Genomic DNA, 14,258 nt, shown 5'->3' on the forward strand with positions numbered 1-14,258 from the left:
GATGACCTCGGCCCTCGACACCGAGGAGGCCGGGGCCCCGGACGCGGCGCGCGCCGGGCAGCCGGCCGAGCCCGAGCAGCCCACCGACGGCTGGCTCGTGCGGCAGGTCAAGCAGCTCGTGGGGCACTGGCGGCGCTCGCTGCGCTTCCGGGTCGTGACGAGCACCCTGATCCTCGGCCTCGTCGTCGTCTCGATCATCAGCCTGACGATGTACCGCTCGATCGCCGACGGGCTGATCGACGACCGGATCAACCGCGCCCAGGCCGAGTCGCGTGACCTGACCAACGATGCCCAGGCCCGCTTCAACAGCTACACCGGCGCCGCGGCGGCCGGCGAGCTGTCGGTCTTCGCCAACACCGTCGTCAACAGCACGCTCAAGGCGCCGGCCGGCGACGACAGCCGCTACGTCGTCTTCACCCGCAGCCTCAACAACACGACCGACGTGCGCATCCCCTCCGAGGAGTCGGACGACGTCAGCCTCGAGGCGGTCCCGAGCTCGCTGCGCCAGTCGGTCTCGGCCGACCCGACGAGGCAGTCGACGACGACGATCGAGCTGGCGCGACCGACGCACGACGACGTCGGCTCCGACCTGCCCGGCACGGCCACCACGGCCGACACCGTGCCGGCCGTCGTCGTCGGGTCGCAGGTCGAGCTGCCGAGCGCCGGCACCTACGACATCTACCTGATCTACCCCATGGACCAGGAGGAGGCGACCCTCGACACGATCTCGCGCTCCTTCATCCTCGGTGCGCTCTTCCTCATCGCGCTCGTCTCCGCCATCGCCTACATCGTGACGAGCATGATCGTCACCCCCGTCCGTCGGGCCGCGGCCGCCGCCGAGCGGCTCTCCTCCGGGCACCTCAACGAGCGCATGTCAGCGCGCGGGCACGACGACCTCGCCCTGCTCGGGCAGTCCTTCAACGACATGGCCGACAACCTGCAGACCCAGATCCGCCAGCTCGAGGGGCTGTCGAGGGTGCAGCAGCGCTTCGTCTCGGACGTCTCCCACGAGCTGCGCACGCCGCTGACGACGATCCGCATGGCGGCCGACCTGCTGCACTCCTCGCGCGACGAGATGGACCCGGTCGCCGGCCGGTCGGCCGAGCTGCTCCACGACGAGCTCGACCGCTTCGAGGAGCTGCTCGCCGACCTGCTCGAGATCAGCCGCTACGACGCGGGTGCGGCCGTCCTCGAGCAGGACCCCGTCGACCTCTTCGCCATCGTCGACCGGGTCGTCGACTCCACGGCGTCGATCGCCGACACGCGGGGCAGCGAGGTCACCATCCACCGCCAGCCGGGCCAGAGCGCCGTCGCCGAAGTGGACTCCCGGCGCATCGAGCGGGTCCTGCGCAACCTCGTCGTCAACGCCATCGAGCACGGCGAAGGCCGTCCGGTCGACGTCTGGGTGGCCGCCGACGACGATGCCGCGGCCGTGCTGGTCGTCGACCACGGAGTCGGGCTCAAGGCCGGCGAGGCCTCCCTCGTCTTCAACCGCTTCTGGCGGGCCGACCCGGCCCGCACCCGGACCACGGGCGGGTCCGGCCTCGGGCTGGCGATCGCCATCGAGGACGCGCGGCTCCACCACGGCTGGCTGCAGGCGTGGGGCGAGCCGGGGGAGGGGTCGCGGTTCCGGCTCACCGTGCCCCGCACCGCAGGTGGCCAGTTGGCCTCCTCGCCGCTGCCGCTCACCCCGCGTGAGGGCGACCTGCCCCGGGACGAGGCATGAGCCCCGGCGACCTGTCCCGCCGGGGCTTCCTCGGGATCGCGGCGGCCGGCGCCCTGGCCGGTTGCGGGCTCGGCACCGACTCGACGATCCGCCCGGGTCTCGAGGTCGACGGTGAGCCGCCCGTGCCCCTCAACCGCATCCCCAACCGCCCGGAGGAGGGCGCCAGCGCCGACGAGATCATCCTCGGCTTCCTCCATGCCGGGGCCACGAGCGGCGAGCGGCTCGACATCACCCGCTCCTACCTCACCGACGCCATGGCCCGCGGCTGGCTCCCCGACAGCCAGACGGTGATCTACGACGACGGCGAGCCGGAGGTGCGGCCCATCAAGGGACGCCGCAATGCCTACCGGATCAAGGTCCATGTCGCGGCGATCATCGACACCGAGGGCCGTTACACCGTCGCGCCGCCCAACCTGTGGGAGGTCTTCGACTTCGAGATGACCCAGGTCGAGGGCGAGTGGCGCATCGACAAGCTCGAGGACGGGTTCGGGCGCCTGCTGCAGGACCAGGAGGTCGGCTACATCTTCCGCGACTTCCCGGTGCACTACCCGGCGATCGGGTGGAACACCCTCGTCGTCGACCAGCGGTGGTTCCCCCAGGACCAGCTGGCGACCCGACTCGTGCGGGCGCAGCTGGGGCGCGTGCCCGACTATCTCGAGGACGCGGTCTCCACGGACAACGGCGCGCGACTGGTCGTCGACGCCGTCCCGGTGCGCGACGGGGTCGCCCGCGTCGACCTCGACGTCGAGTCCGTCGCCGACGACACGACGACCCGCAAGAAGCTCGCGGCCCAGCTCGTGGCCACCCTGATGTCCGTGCCGCAGGCGACCGAGGTGAGCATCACCCTCTCGGGCAACGCCCTTGAGCTGGGGATCGACGCACCGCTGACGACGCCCGAGCAGCTCGGCTTCGTCGACCGCACGCAGACGGGCACCCCGTCGGTCTTCGCCCGGGCCGAGGACAAGGTCGTCAAGGTCGGCGACCGGCTGTCCGCGGTCTCCGAGCAGCACATGCGCACCGCCGCGACGAAGTTCGAGCCGATCCCTGACGGCTCCCGGATCATGGGTGCGCGCCTCGACGGTCAGGAGCTGGGCGTGCTCGACCGCACCCGGCGCGAGCTGACCCGATACCGCGACAACGGCACCCACGTCGCGGTGCCGACCTTCGCCGCCGACATGACCCGCCCCTGCTACGACTACTTCGGGGTGCTGTGGGTCGGCGGCTCGGGGCTGGGCCGCGAGACGGGACACCGGCTCTGGGCCGTCAACGCCACCGCCGACACCGACGACACCTCGGCCTCGGCGCCCAAGCACGTCCCCACCCCGTGGCTGGGTCGGCGCTTCGTGCGCGCGGCCGTCGTGTCACCGGAGGGCAGCCGGATCGCGGTGATCTCCGAGGAGTCGCTGGGCACCGGCAGCACCCTCGAGGTGGCCGGCGTGGTGCGTCGGGCCAACGGCCTGCCGCTCAAGACCTCGCCGCAGACCTTCCGTGTCGGCGCCCAGCTGGTCGAGATGGTCGATGCCGTGTGGGTTGACCCGACGACGCTGGCCGTCATAGGTCGGCGCGACAAGCAGTCGGTGCTCCAGCCCTATCTCGTCCACGTCGGGGGGACGGTCGACGAGGTGGCCGAGCGACCCGGCGCCGCGCGGATCACGACCACCGGCGACGAGCGCGACATCGTGCTCATCACCGAGGGGAACAAGGTGTTCCAGCGCTCGGGTGGGCGGTGGCAGTCCTTGCCCGCCCTCACCGGTGTGGCTGCGGGAGGCGTGTGACCCTCCCTTCGTCCACAGCCCGAAGGGAGTGACCCGCGCCGTCCACAGGAGGTCACCACCGACGACCGCCGGCGTACGACGGAGCAAGACTGCCGTCGTGGGATCTGCGATCGGTGGGGTGCTGCGCGCGGCGGTCGACCTCGTGCTGTCCCGCACGTGCGCGGGCTGTGGTGCGCCCGACGTCGGCCTGTGCCCCGGGTGCCGTCTCGAGCTGGCCGACCTGGCCCTCGACGACCTCGGCCCCCTGGCGCCACGTCCCGTCCCGGCCGGCTGGCCGGGGTGTCACGGCACGCTGCGCTACGACGGGGTCGCCGCGCGGCTGGCGACGGCCTTCAAGGACGAGGGGCGGCGAGATCTGGCTGCACCCATGGGCCGCCTGCTCGCCGATGCCGTGGCCCGGGCGCTGGCCACGACCTCCCCGCCCGCAGGGCTGCCGGTGCTCCTGGTCCCCGTGCCCTCCTCGCGGGCGGCGATCCGCCGACGAGGAGATCAACCCATGCTCCTGCTCGCCCGCCGGGCGGCCCGCGTCGTGGGGCCCACCGTGCAGGTGTCGACGGCGCTGACGACGATCCGGCGCACCGCCGACCAGGCCGGTCTCGACCAGGCGTCGCGGCGGGCCAACCTCCACGGGGCGATGCGGGTGACCGACCCCCGCCGGGTCCGCGGTCGGCACGTCCTCGTCGTCGACGACGTGCTGACCTCCGGTGCCACGCTCGCCGAGGCGCACCGCGCGCTGCTCGCCGCGGGGGCGGCCGACGTGCGCCTGGCCGTCGCGATGGTGACCCCGCGCAGGTCATCGGCCGTTCACCTATCTTTCCATCCGCGCTCGGACTAACGTGTCGTCATGGGTCCCTCGTTCGACCGGCACGGCCGGAGAGACGCAGGGGCCTTCCGCGTCCTCGGGCGGCGGCCCGAGGACGACCCCGGGCCCCGACGGGAGGTGGTGCCCCGGCTGTGAGGCCCTCGCCAGGCGCTTACCCCAAGCACCACCCGACGTCCCCAGGAGGACTCCGTGGAAATTGCCATCACCGGACGCCATGTCACCGTCTCCGACCGACTGCGTGACTACCTCGACAGCAAGCTGTCGAAGGTGCCGCAGCTCGATCCCCGCGTGCAGCGGATCGAGGTCATGGTGAGTCACGAGCCCAACCCCCGGCAGTCCAAGGTCAGCGAGCGCGTCGAGATCACCTGCCGGTCCAAGGGGCCGGTCATCCGCGCCGAGGCCTGCCACGACGACCGTCAGGCGGCCGTGGACCTCGCCGTCGACAAGCTGCTCGAGCGCCTGCGCCGCGCCCACGACAAGCGGCACGTCCTGCGGGGCCGCCGTCGCACGTCGGTGGCCGCCGCGACGGCCGACCTCACCGAGCCCCTGCAGACCGACCTGCCGACCGAGGACGAGGAGACCCCCGACCAGTTCGGCACGATCGGCGACAGCCCGATCGAGGTCCGCGAAAAGGTCCACGAGTCGGCGCCGATGACCCTCGCCGAGGCCGTGCGTCGCATGGAGCTCGTCGGCCACGACTTCTTCCTCTTCCACGACTCCGACAACGACCGGCCGAGTGTCGTCTACCGCCGGCGCGGCTGGTCCTACGGCGTGATCCACCTCGACGTCCAGGACGCCGTCAACGGCACCTCCGTCGACGGGGCCGCGGTCAACGGCACCCGCGTCGACGAGCCCGTCTCCGTCCGCTGAGCCTCTCTTCGTCCGGCACGACCCGCGTGGTCGGGTGGCGCGGACGAAGGCTCGGACGGCCCTAAGGAAAAGTCCGGACCGCTTGGTCTTCGACCTCACGTCGAGCAGGCAGTCCGGACTTTTCCATGAGTCGGGCCGCCCCGAGCCCTCGCCCGCGCTTGTGACGGGCGAGGCGGGCCCCCTTCGACTCGTCCCGCGCCAGCTCGTCCCGCGGATCGTGCCAGCCGAGCGAGCGCGGTTGTCGGTGGGGTGGGGCAGTCTGGGCTCGTGCGCACACTGACCCCGGCCGCTGCTCGTCGCATCGCCCTGGCCGCCCAGGGGCTGGCTCGTCCGCGGCCGGAGCGGGAGCCGACGACGCGGGACCTGCAGCGGGTGGTCGACACCGTCGGGCTCATCCAGATCGACAGCGTCAACGTGCTCGCGCGCAGCCACTACCTGCCCGTCTTCTCCCGCGTCGGCCCCTACGACACCGCCCTGCTCGACCGCATGCGCGACCGGGCGCCGCGGCGGCTCGTCGAGTACTGGGCCCACGAGGCCAGCCTGCTGCCGCCGAGCACCTGGCCCCTCATGGAGCACCCACGGATGCGCCGGGCCAGGGAGGAGTCGTGGGGCGGCATGCAGGCGGTCGCGCGCGACCAGCCCGATGTCGTCTCGGCCGTGCTCGCCGAGGTCCGCGCCGGCCGTCCGCGCACGGCCCGGGAGATCGAGGCCGCGCTGGGACACGAGCGCACGGGCGACAAGGAGCACTGGGGCTGGAACTGGTCGCAGGTCAAGCACGCCCTCGAGCACCTCTTCTGGGCGGGCGAGATCAGCTCTGCCGGGCGGACCTCGCAGTTCGAGCGACGCTATGCCGCCCTCGAGCGCGTCGTGCCGCCCGCCCACGCGCCACTCTGGCTCGACCCCGCCGCGCGGCCCGCGGCCGACGAGGCCTACACCGAGCTCGTGCGCATCTCCGCGCGTGCCATGGGTGTGGCGGCCGAGGCCGACCTCGCCGACTACTTTCGGCTCAAGCGGGTCCACGTGCGTCCGGCGATCGAGCGGCTCGTCGCCGCGGGTGAGCTCGAACCGGTCGACGTCCGAGGGTGGGCCGAGCCGGCCTGGCTGCACGCCGAGGCGCGTCGGCCCCGGGCCGTGCAAGCCCGGGCGCTGCTGTCCCCCTTCGACAGCCTCGTGTGGTGCCGGCCGCGGGTGGAGCGGATCTTCGACTTCCACTACCGGATCGAGATCTACACGCCGGCCGAGCAACGGGTCCACGGCTACTACGTGCTGCCCTTCCTCCTCGGCGACGAACTCGTCGGTCGGGTCGACCTCAAGGCCGACCGCACCGGCGGGGCGCTGCTGGCCCGCCAGATCTCGTGGGAGCCCGGCCGTGGGGGAGCCGACGACCGGCGCGAGCTCGCCGAGGAGATGGGTCAGATGGCGACCTGGCTGGGGCTGGGCGAGGTCGTCGGCGCCTGAGCCGACCCGGCGGCGTCGGTCACGCCAGGCGTTCCCAGTGGATCGCCGGCCCCACGGATCCGTCGGGTGCCTCGGCGGCCTCAACCGCGTCCACGTGCCGCCGGGTGCAGGGCGAAGCCGATCTCCCACGGCAGCCCCTCCCGCTCGCCGGGGCGCAGGTCCACGACCCCGACGAAGGGGAGGTCGGCACCGGTCATCGCCCGCAGCCGCACGTGACCGTCCGCGAGGACCGGCACGATGCCGGGGAACTGGCCGTGCGGAACCTCGTCGGCGGGGTGCTCGTTCACCCGGGTCAGAGTGCCCGGTCGGTCACCGGGCCCGCAAACGATTAGCCTGTGGTCAGACTGCTCTGGGTCGGCGACGCTGTGCCGTGCCCGGATCGACCACGTCAGGAGTTCAGGTTCGTGAAGATCGTCGAGCGCATCCTCCGCGCCGGAGAGGGCCGCACCGTCAAGCGGCTCGAAGGCATCGCCGCCCAGGTCAACGCCATCGAGGAGGACTTCGAAAAGCTGACCGATGCCGAGCTGCGGGCGGAGACCGATGTCTTCCGCAAGCGCCTGAAGGACGGCGAGACGCTCGACGACATCCTTCCTGAGGCCTTCGCGGCGGTCCGTGAGGCCAGCCGCCGCACGATCGGCAAGCGGCACTTCGACGTGCAGATCATGGGTGGCGCGGCGCTGCACCAGGGCAACGTCGCCGAGATGAAGACCGGTGAGGGCAAGACCCTCGTCGCGACCCTCCCTTCGTACCTCAACGCCATCGAGGGCAAGGGCGTGCACGTCGTCACGGTCAACGACTACCTCGCCGAGTACCAGGCCGAGCTCATGGGGCGTGTCCACCGTGCGCTGGGTCTGGAGACGGGCGTGATCCTCGGCTCGATGAACCCCGAGCAGCGCCGTGCCGAGTACGCCAAGGACATCACCTACGGCACCAACAACGAGTTCGGCTTCGACTACCTGCGCGACAACATGGCGTGGAACACCGACGAGCTCGTCCAGCGCGGCCACAACTTCGCCATCGTCGACGAGGTCGACTCGATCCTCATCGACGAGGCCCGCACGCCGCTCATCATCTCCGGCCCCGCCGACCAGCCCACCAAGTGGTACGTCGAGTTCGCCAAGATGGTCCGCAAGCTCGAGCGCGGCCACGGCGCCGACCTCATGCGCGGCATCGAGGCCGAGGGCGACTACGAGGTCGACGAGAAGAAGCGCACCGTCGGCATCCTCGAGCCCGGCATCGAGAAGATCGAGGACCTGCTCGGCATCGACAACCTCTACGAGAGCGTCAACACCCCGCTCATCGGCTACCTCAACAACGCGATCAAGGCCAAGGAGCTCTTCACCCGCGACAAGGACTACGTCGTGATCAACGGCGAGGTCCTCATCGTCGACGAGCACACCGGCCGCATGCTCGCGGGCCGCCGCTACAACGAGGGCATGCACCAGGCGATCGAGGCCAAGGAGGGTGTGGAGATCAAGAACGAGAACCAGACCCTGGCGACGATCACCCTGCAGAACTACTTCCGCATGTACGACACCCTCTCGGGCATGACGGGTACCGCCCAGACCGAGGCGGGCGAGCTCAACTCGATCTACAACCTCGGCGTCGTCCCGATCCGCACCAACAAGCCGATGATCCGCAAGGACCAGGCCGATCTCGTCTACCGGACCGAGCAGGCGAAGTTCAACGCCGTCGTCGACGACATCGCCGAGCGCCACGAGACCGGCCAGCCGGTGCTCGTCGGCACGACGAGCGTCGAGAAGAGCGAGTACCTCTCGCAGGAGCTGCGCAAGCGCAAGATCACGCACGCGGTGCTCAACGCCAAGCACCACGAGAGCGAGGCCGCGATCGTCGCCGACGCCGGCCGCAAGGGCGCCGTCACCGTCGCGACCAACATGGCCGGTCGAGGCACCGACATCATGCTCGGTGGCAACCCCGAGTTCCGTGCCGTCGCCGAGCTGAAGAAGCGCGGGCTCGACCCGGAGGAGACGCCGGAGGAGTACGAGGCGGCGTGGGACGACGCGCTCGCCGCCGCCGAGAAGGCGGTCGAGGCCGAGCACGAGGAGGTCACCGAGCTCGGTGGTCTCTACGTCCTGGGCACCGAGCGGCACGAGTCGCGCCGCATCGACAACCAGCTGCGCGGTCGTTCCGGTCGTCAGGGTGACCCGGGGGAGTCGCGCTTCTACCTCTCCCTCGAGGACAGCCTGATGCGCCTGTTCAACGCCGGCTTCGTCGACCGGGTCATGCAGACGGCCAAGATCGACGACGAGACGCCGATCGCCGGCAAGATGCTCACCAAGTCGATCGAGGGCGCGCAGAGCCAGCTCGAGGGTCAGAACTACGAGACCCGCAAGAACGTCCTCAAGTACGACGACGTCCTCAACCGCCAGCGCACCGTCGTCTACGACGAGCGGCGTCGGGTGCTCAAGGGCGAGGACCTCGAGGAGCAGATCCGCCTCTTCATGACCGATGTCGTCAGCGGCTACGTCGACGCCGAGACGGCCGGCGGATTTTCCGAGGACTGGGACCTCGACCGTCTCTTCACCGCCCTCAAGGCGATCTACCCGGCGACGGTCACGCCCGAGCAGCTCATCGACGGTGCCGGCTCCCGCGCCGGACTGACCGCCGCGAGCCTGCGCGAGGAGATCGTCACCGACATCCACGAGGCCTACGACCGCCGCGAGGCCGAGCTCGGCGAGCCGGTCGCGCGCGAGCTCGAGCGTCGCGTCGTGCTCTCGGTCCTGGACCGCAAGTGGCGCGAGCACCTCTACGAGATGGACTACCTCAAGGAGGGCATCGGCCTGCGTGCGATGGCCCAGCGCGACCCGCTCGTCGAGTACCAGCGCGAGGGCTTCCAGCTCTTCGAGGCGATGAACGAGGCGATCAAGGAGGAGTCGGTCGCCTACCTCTTCAACAGCGAGGTCCAGGTGCCCGAGGTGCCGCAGTCCTCGACCCAGCCCCGCAGCGCCGCCGAGATGTTTGGTGACGCCGACGGTGAGCCGGCCGCTCGCCCGCAGGTCACCGCCAAGGGCCTCGAGGACGGCCCCCGTCAGCGCAACCTGCACTACTCCGCGCCGTCGGAGGACGGCGGGGTCGAGGAGCACGACGAAGGGGGGTCCGCCTCCGGTGGGTCCCGCTCGGAGCGTCGGGCCGCGGCCAAGAAGGCGAAGAAGGCGGCCAAGAAGGGCCGCTGACCGCGGTCGCCGCCGGCGACTCAGCCGACCTGCAGCGCCTGGACGACCCAGCGGTGGTCGCGCCCGGCCAGCCGCAGGGCCAGGGCGCGCACCCGGCCGCCGTCGACGAGGACGACCGAGGCCTCGACGATGTCGTCGGCCGGCTCGCACAGGTGGACGCGCAGCACCCGGGTGCGGTGTGCCGCGCCGGTCGAGGTGCGACGACGGCCGGCGCGTGAGCCGCGACGGGCCACGACGGCGTAGACCTCTGGGCTCGTCCAGCGCATCACCTGGCTCGGCGGCCGGACCCCGTGCATGACCTCGACGAGCCCCTGGGCGATGTGTGCCGCCCACTGGCGTGGGTCGGGCAGGTCGCGGGCCCGGGTGGCCTGCTGCCCGAAGATCTGCTCGTCGCTCGCCGCGGCGAAGTCGACGGCCAGGGCGTCCTGGACGTAGGGCGTGGCCCGACCCGCCTGCTCGGCGGCGCCCTCGGCGTGGGTGGGCAGCGGCACTCCCGGCGGGCTGATCCGGGGTGCTGGCAGGACGCGCAGCGGGGCGCTGGGTGCGGTGCTGGTCATGGGGTCCCCCTCGTGGCCGGGACGGTGCCCGGGTCGTGGTCGTGGCTGGGTGGCGTCAGGCGGGTGCCCGGAAGCAGGTGGTGCGGGTCGGGTCCGATCACGGCGGAGTTGGCGGCGTGCCACCGCGGCCAGGCGGCGGCGACCTCGGCGTCGGTCGCGCCCGGGCCCAGGTGCGTGGCGGCGATCGACCACAGCGTTTCGCCGCGGCGCACGACGACCTCGCGGGTCGAGCTGGGGCGCTGGCGGCCGGTGAGCAGCGTCGGGTCGGTGCGCTGTCGGGCGCGCGGCCGGCTCGGCGTCCACCCGGGCGAAGGGGGTGTCACGGCCACGCGCGGACCGGCACCGGTTGAGGTGGTCGGGCTGGGGAGCCACCCTGGAGCAGGTGCGCTCTCGGCTCGGGTGCTCGGGGACGGGGCGTCACCCGCGCCGGGGGATGGGCGCCACCCCGGCGCGGGGGGCTCGCTGGCGTCGACGACCCGGACCGCGGCCACGGCGGTGCCGGGCAGGACCGAGGCCGTGACGGAGGCCCCCAGGACGATCGCGGCCCACCGGCGCACGATCGCCGGGGTGACCCGGTCGCGTGCCCGGCGGGAGAGCGCCCCCAGTCGCCCGGGCAGCCGGGCGAGCAGGACGAGGGCGAGGGAGAGGGTGAGCCACCCGGCGATGCCGGCGGCCACGAGGGCGGCGAGCCCGGTGATCGCGGCGGCGGGGTCACCGCCGGGGGCGCCCGCCGTCGCGAGCAGCCGCTGCGCGCCCGTGGCGGTCGCGGCAGTGAGGGCCACGCCTCCCGGCAGGGCGCACCCGATGCCGAGGGCGAGGAGTGCCTCGCGTGCCCGGACTGCTCGACCTGCTGCCACCGGGTCCCCCTTCGCTCGTGCTCGTCTGATGTCGAAACGCATCATTCGATGTCGTTTGGTGTTGATTGACAGCAAACCACGTCAAACGAAGGTTGGCAACAGGGTCTACATTGGGCCGGTGCGCTGGGACCGGCTCTTCGACGACCTCGAGGCGCAGCTGGCTGCCCGCGCACGGCTTGAGCTCGACGCCGAGGTGGCCGAGCGCACCCGCACCGAGCGCTCCAAGATCACGCTGGGGGAGCGGGTCGTCGGCGCCACCGGCTCGGCGCTCGTCGTCCGGCTGCGGGGTGCCACCGTCGTGCGCGGTGTCCTCGAGGACAGTGGTGACGGCTGGCTGCTGCTCGTCGAACCCACCGGTCGTCAGTCGCTCGTCGCGACCGCTGCCGTGCTCGGCATCTCGGGCCTGGGGCGCCCGCGCGACGACACCAGGGCGCGCCGCTTCGGCATCGGCTCGGCCCTGCGCGGCATCAGCCGCGACCGCCGGGCCGTCGTCGTCGTGGACGTCGACGGCGGGTCGGTGCACGGCACGATCGACGCCGTCGGTGCCGATGCCTTCGACATCGCCGAGCACCCGCTGGACAGCCCCCGCCGGGCCGAGCACCTGCTGGGCGAGCGGGTCATCCCCTTCGCCGCGGTTGCGGTCGTCGGCTCGGCCTGAGCCGGGTCACTCCTCGCGGCCGCCCTTGGCGACGAACTCGCGGGTCTGGGCGTACATGCGCTCGATGTAGGCGTCGAGCTCGTCGACCTCGACCCGCCACTGGCCACGACCGCCGACCTTGATCGCCGGCAGGTCGCCGCTGCGGACGAGGGCATAGGCCTGCGCGGCGGAGACGCCGAGGACCTCGGAGACCTCGGTGAGCGGGACGAACTTGCGCGGCATGGGGCCAGTCTGCCACCGGGAGGCCGTGCTCCCGAGCAGGCCCTGTGGACAGACGACGCGCGCGGTCGCCCCGCGCGGGGCATGATGCAGGTCAGCCGCACCCGACCCTCGAAGGACCGCCGTGAGCGACCTGCCCACACCCGCTGCCCGCCGCCTGACCAAGCCCTCGTGGAAGGACACCCGGCTGCTCGTCGGGGTCCTGCTGGTCCTGCTGTCGATCATCATCGGCGCGCTGGCGATGCGGGCCGCGGACGACCGTGTCGGCATGTGGGTCGCCTCCGAGCAGCTCACCCCCGGCGAGACGATCGAGACGAGCGACCTCGAGCGGGTCGACGTCCAGCTCGGCGACGCCCAGGGCGACTACCTCATGTCCAACGAGCGCCTGCCCAACGGCGCCGTCATCGACCGCGAGGTCCGCCCCGGCGAGCTCGTGCCACGCGCTGCGGTCGTCAACCCCGTCGACCTCGACGTCCAGCGCGTCGCCGTGCACGTCGACCCCGCCTACACGAGCAACCTCGTCAAGGGCTCGCGGGTCACCGTCTTCACGGCCGCACCCCCGACGAAGGGGGCGGACGGCGCCCCCGCCGGCGACGAGCCTCAGTACGAGGAGTTCATCAGCCGGGCCACGGTCCACTCCCTGCCACGCGGCGGCGGGGTCATGGGGTCGAGCAGCCGGACGTCGGTGATCATCGTCGTCCCCAAGGACCGGGTGCCCGAGCTGCTCACCCTCGACACCGCCGAGACCCCGATCCGGCTGGCCATCGAGTCCGGCAGCCCGGAGAGCCAGGACTGATGGCGACCACCGTCCTCACCGCCCTCGGCCACGACTGGGAGGGCAGCATGGTCCAGGTCGTCGACCAGCTGCCCGGCGTCACCGTCGGCCGACGCTGCGTCGACCTCGCCGACCTGCTCGCCGCCGCGTCCGCCGGTCTCGGCGACGTCGCCCTCGTCTCCGCCGACCTGCGCGGGCTCGACCGGGACGCCCTCGCGCACCTGCGCGCCCACGGGGTCGCGGTCGTCGGGGCCAGCCGTGACGGCCAGGAGGCCCAGGAGCGGCACCTGCGTCAGCTGGGCGTCGAGCGCCACGTCCACACGGGCACGCCCCGGGAGGAACTCGTCGACGTCCTCACCTCGACGACCGCAGCGTCCGCCCCCTTCGTCACGGGGGCGGGGGAGCCGCTGCCGGGGGAGGACCCGCCGACCGCGCCCATCGTCCCCGTCACCGACGAGACGCCCGAGCCGCAGCGTGGGCGGGTGGTCGCCGTGTGGGGCCCCACCGGAGCGCCCGGCCGCAGCACCCTCGCGGTCAACCTCGCGAGCGAGCTCGCGGGTCTCGGCCAGCCCGTCGTGCTCGTCGACCTCGACACCTACGGCGCGTCCGTCGCCCAGCTGCTGAGCGTCCTCGACGAGGCCCCCGGCATCGCGGCCGCGGCCCGCGCGTCCGAGCTGGGCACCCTCGACCTGGCCTCGCTGGCGCGGCTGGCCGTCGAGGTCGCACCCCGCTTCCGCGTCGTCACCGGCATCCCGACGCCGACCCGGTGGACCGAGGTGCGCAGCTCCGCCGTCGAGCAGGTCATCGACCTGTGCCGCTCGCTCGCGGCCTTCGTCGTCCTCGACTGCGGCTTCGGCATCGAGGACGACGAGGAGCTGAGCTACGACACGACGGCGCCGCGACGCAATGCGGCGACGCTCACCGCGCTCGATGCGGCCGACGAGCTCCTGCTCGTCGGTGCTGCCGACCCCGTGGGGCTGCAGCGGATGGTGCGTGCGGTCCAGGCGGTCGGCCAGGTGGCGTCGCCGACGCCACGGCCCGTCGTCAACCGGCTGCGCGCTGGCTCGGTCGGGCCCGACCCGCGCCGTCGGGTCGCCGAGTCGATGGCCCGCTTCGCGGGGCTGGAGGACATCACCTTCCTGCCCGACGATCAGGCCGGCGTCGACGCCGCGGTGCTCGCCGGGCAGACGCTCGCCGAGGCCGCGGCCGGCAGCCCCCTGCGTCAGGCGATTGCCGCCCTGGCCGCCGACCTCGCGGGCGTCGCGGCACCCGTCGGCGAGGTCCGAGGGCGCCGCCGACTGCTGCGACGTGCGTGACGGCGAGGTACCCCGGGGCGCGCGCACGTG

The 14,258-nt window shown here is 72.5% G+C and carries 13 protein-coding genes; 9 read left to right on the plus strand and 4 right to left on the minus strand.

Annotation, left to right across the window (positions count from 1 at the left end; translation table 11 throughout):
• The first annotated feature begins 1 nt into the window (after nucleotide 1).
• The 5 genes from mtrB (at nucleotide 2) to B9B60_RS06500 (ending at nucleotide 6,652) form a co-directional block, all read left to right on the plus strand.
• Complete coding sequence (mtrB, locus tag B9B60_RS17680) at nucleotides 2-1,726, plus strand: MtrAB system histidine kinase MtrB (protein ID WP_084450360.1); 1,725 nt, start codon at nucleotides 2-4, stop codon at nucleotides 1,724-1,726.
• Nucleotides 1,723-3,501, plus strand: coding sequence for an LpqB family beta-propeller domain-containing protein (locus B9B60_RS06485; RefSeq protein WP_084450361.1), 1,779 nt, complete (start codon nucleotides 1,723-1,725; stop codon nucleotides 3,499-3,501). Before mtrB ends, B9B60_RS06485 begins: the two co-directional genes overlap by 4 nt.
• 97 nt (nucleotides 3,502-3,598) lie before the next feature.
• On the plus strand, nucleotides 3,599-4,336 hold the full coding sequence (locus B9B60_RS06490; protein WP_084450362.1) for a ComF family protein: 738 nt from the start codon (nucleotides 3,599-3,601) through the stop codon (nucleotides 4,334-4,336).
• A gap of 177 nt (nucleotides 4,337-4,513) precedes the next feature.
• Nucleotides 4,514-5,194 (plus strand): ribosome hibernation-promoting factor, HPF/YfiA family, encoded by a 681-nt coding sequence (gene hpf / locus B9B60_RS06495; protein WP_072625157.1) that lies wholly within the window; start codon nucleotides 4,514-4,516, stop codon nucleotides 5,192-5,194.
• A 267-nt stretch (nucleotides 5,195-5,461) separates the two neighbouring features.
• The gene (locus B9B60_RS06500) at nucleotides 5,462-6,652 is read left to right on the plus strand and encodes a winged helix-turn-helix domain-containing protein (RefSeq protein ID WP_084450363.1); all 1,191 of its coding nucleotides are present in this window, start codon (nucleotides 5,462-5,464) and stop codon (nucleotides 6,650-6,652) included.
• An 80-nt stretch (nucleotides 6,653-6,732) separates the two neighbouring features.
• Here the strand turns inward: B9B60_RS06500 and B9B60_RS06505 are convergent, their stop codons facing one another.
• Complete coding sequence (locus B9B60_RS06505) at nucleotides 6,733-6,939, minus strand: GNAT family protein (protein ID WP_084450364.1); 207 nt, start codon at nucleotides 6,937-6,939, stop codon at nucleotides 6,733-6,735.
• Nucleotides 6,940-7,056: 117 nt separating this feature from the next.
• Between B9B60_RS06505 and secA the strand changes: the two genes are divergently transcribed.
• Complete coding sequence (secA, locus tag B9B60_RS06510) at nucleotides 7,057-9,846, plus strand: preprotein translocase subunit SecA (RefSeq protein ID WP_084450365.1); 2,790 nt, start codon at nucleotides 7,057-7,059, stop codon at nucleotides 9,844-9,846.
• Between the two features lie 20 nt (nucleotides 9,847-9,866).
• Here the strand turns inward: secA and B9B60_RS06515 are convergent, their stop codons facing one another.
• On the minus strand, nucleotides 9,867-10,403 hold the full coding sequence (locus B9B60_RS06515; RefSeq protein WP_072625153.1) for an Rv3235 family protein: 537 nt from the start codon (nucleotides 10,401-10,403) through the stop codon (nucleotides 9,867-9,869).
• Nucleotides 10,400-11,260, minus strand: coding sequence for a LysM peptidoglycan-binding domain-containing protein (locus B9B60_RS06520; RefSeq protein ID WP_072625152.1), 861 nt, complete (start codon nucleotides 11,258-11,260; stop codon nucleotides 10,400-10,402). The genes B9B60_RS06515 and B9B60_RS06520 overlap by 4 nt, the downstream gene beginning before the upstream one ends.
• A gap of 118 nt (nucleotides 11,261-11,378) precedes the next feature.
• Here B9B60_RS06520 and B9B60_RS06525 point away from each other — a divergent pair, with 118 nt between their 5' ends.
• Nucleotides 11,379-11,918 (plus strand): hypothetical protein, encoded by a 540-nt coding sequence (locus B9B60_RS06525; RefSeq protein ID WP_072625151.1) that lies wholly within the window; start codon nucleotides 11,379-11,381, stop codon nucleotides 11,916-11,918.
• 6 nt (nucleotides 11,919-11,924) lie between these two features.
• Here B9B60_RS06525 and B9B60_RS06530 read toward each other — a convergent pair whose 3' ends face one another.
• A complete protein-coding gene (locus B9B60_RS06530) occupies nucleotides 11,925-12,140 on the minus strand; it encodes a helix-turn-helix domain-containing protein (RefSeq protein ID WP_072625150.1) in 216 nt (71 codons plus the stop codon).
• 121 nt (nucleotides 12,141-12,261) lie between these two features.
• Between B9B60_RS06530 and B9B60_RS06535 the strand changes: the two genes are divergently transcribed.
• Nucleotides 12,262-12,933 carry a hypothetical protein gene (locus B9B60_RS06535; RefSeq protein WP_072625149.1) on the plus strand — a complete coding sequence of 224 codons (672 nt, stop codon included), beginning with the start codon at nucleotides 12,262-12,264 and terminating at the stop codon, nucleotides 12,931-12,933.
• Entirely contained in the window at nucleotides 12,933-14,228 is a 1,296-nt protein-coding gene (locus B9B60_RS06540) for a CpaE/TadZ family protein (RefSeq protein WP_072625148.1), read from the plus strand. The genes B9B60_RS06535 and B9B60_RS06540 overlap by 1 nt, the downstream gene beginning before the upstream one ends.
• Nucleotides 14,229-14,258 lie beyond the last annotated feature (30 nt).

The sequence above is a fragment of the Janibacter indicus genome (assembly GCF_900176385.1).
GTDB lineage: Bacteria > Actinomycetota > Actinomycetes > Actinomycetales > Dermatophilaceae > Janibacter > Janibacter indicus.

Excerpts from the sequence above, each read along its gene's own strand:
- mtrB (WP_084450360.1), top strand. The coding sequence starts at position 2 with ATGACCTCGGCCCTCGACACCGAGGAGGCCGGGGCCCCGGACGCGGCG.
- B9B60_RS06485 (WP_084450361.1), top strand. The coding sequence starts at position 1,723 with ATGAGCCCCGGCGACCTGTCCCGCCGGGGCTTCCTCGGGATCGCGGCG.
- B9B60_RS06515 (WP_072625153.1), bottom strand. The coding sequence starts at position 10,403 with ATGACCAGCACCGCACCCAGCGCCCCGCTGCGCGTCCTGCCAGCACCC.
- B9B60_RS06530 (WP_072625150.1), bottom strand. The coding sequence starts at position 12,140 with ATGCCGCGCAAGTTCGTCCCGCTCACCGAGGTCTCCGAGGTCCTCGGC.
- B9B60_RS06540 (WP_072625148.1), top strand. The coding sequence starts at position 12,933 with ATGGCGACCACCGTCCTCACCGCCCTCGGCCACGACTGGGAGGGCAGC.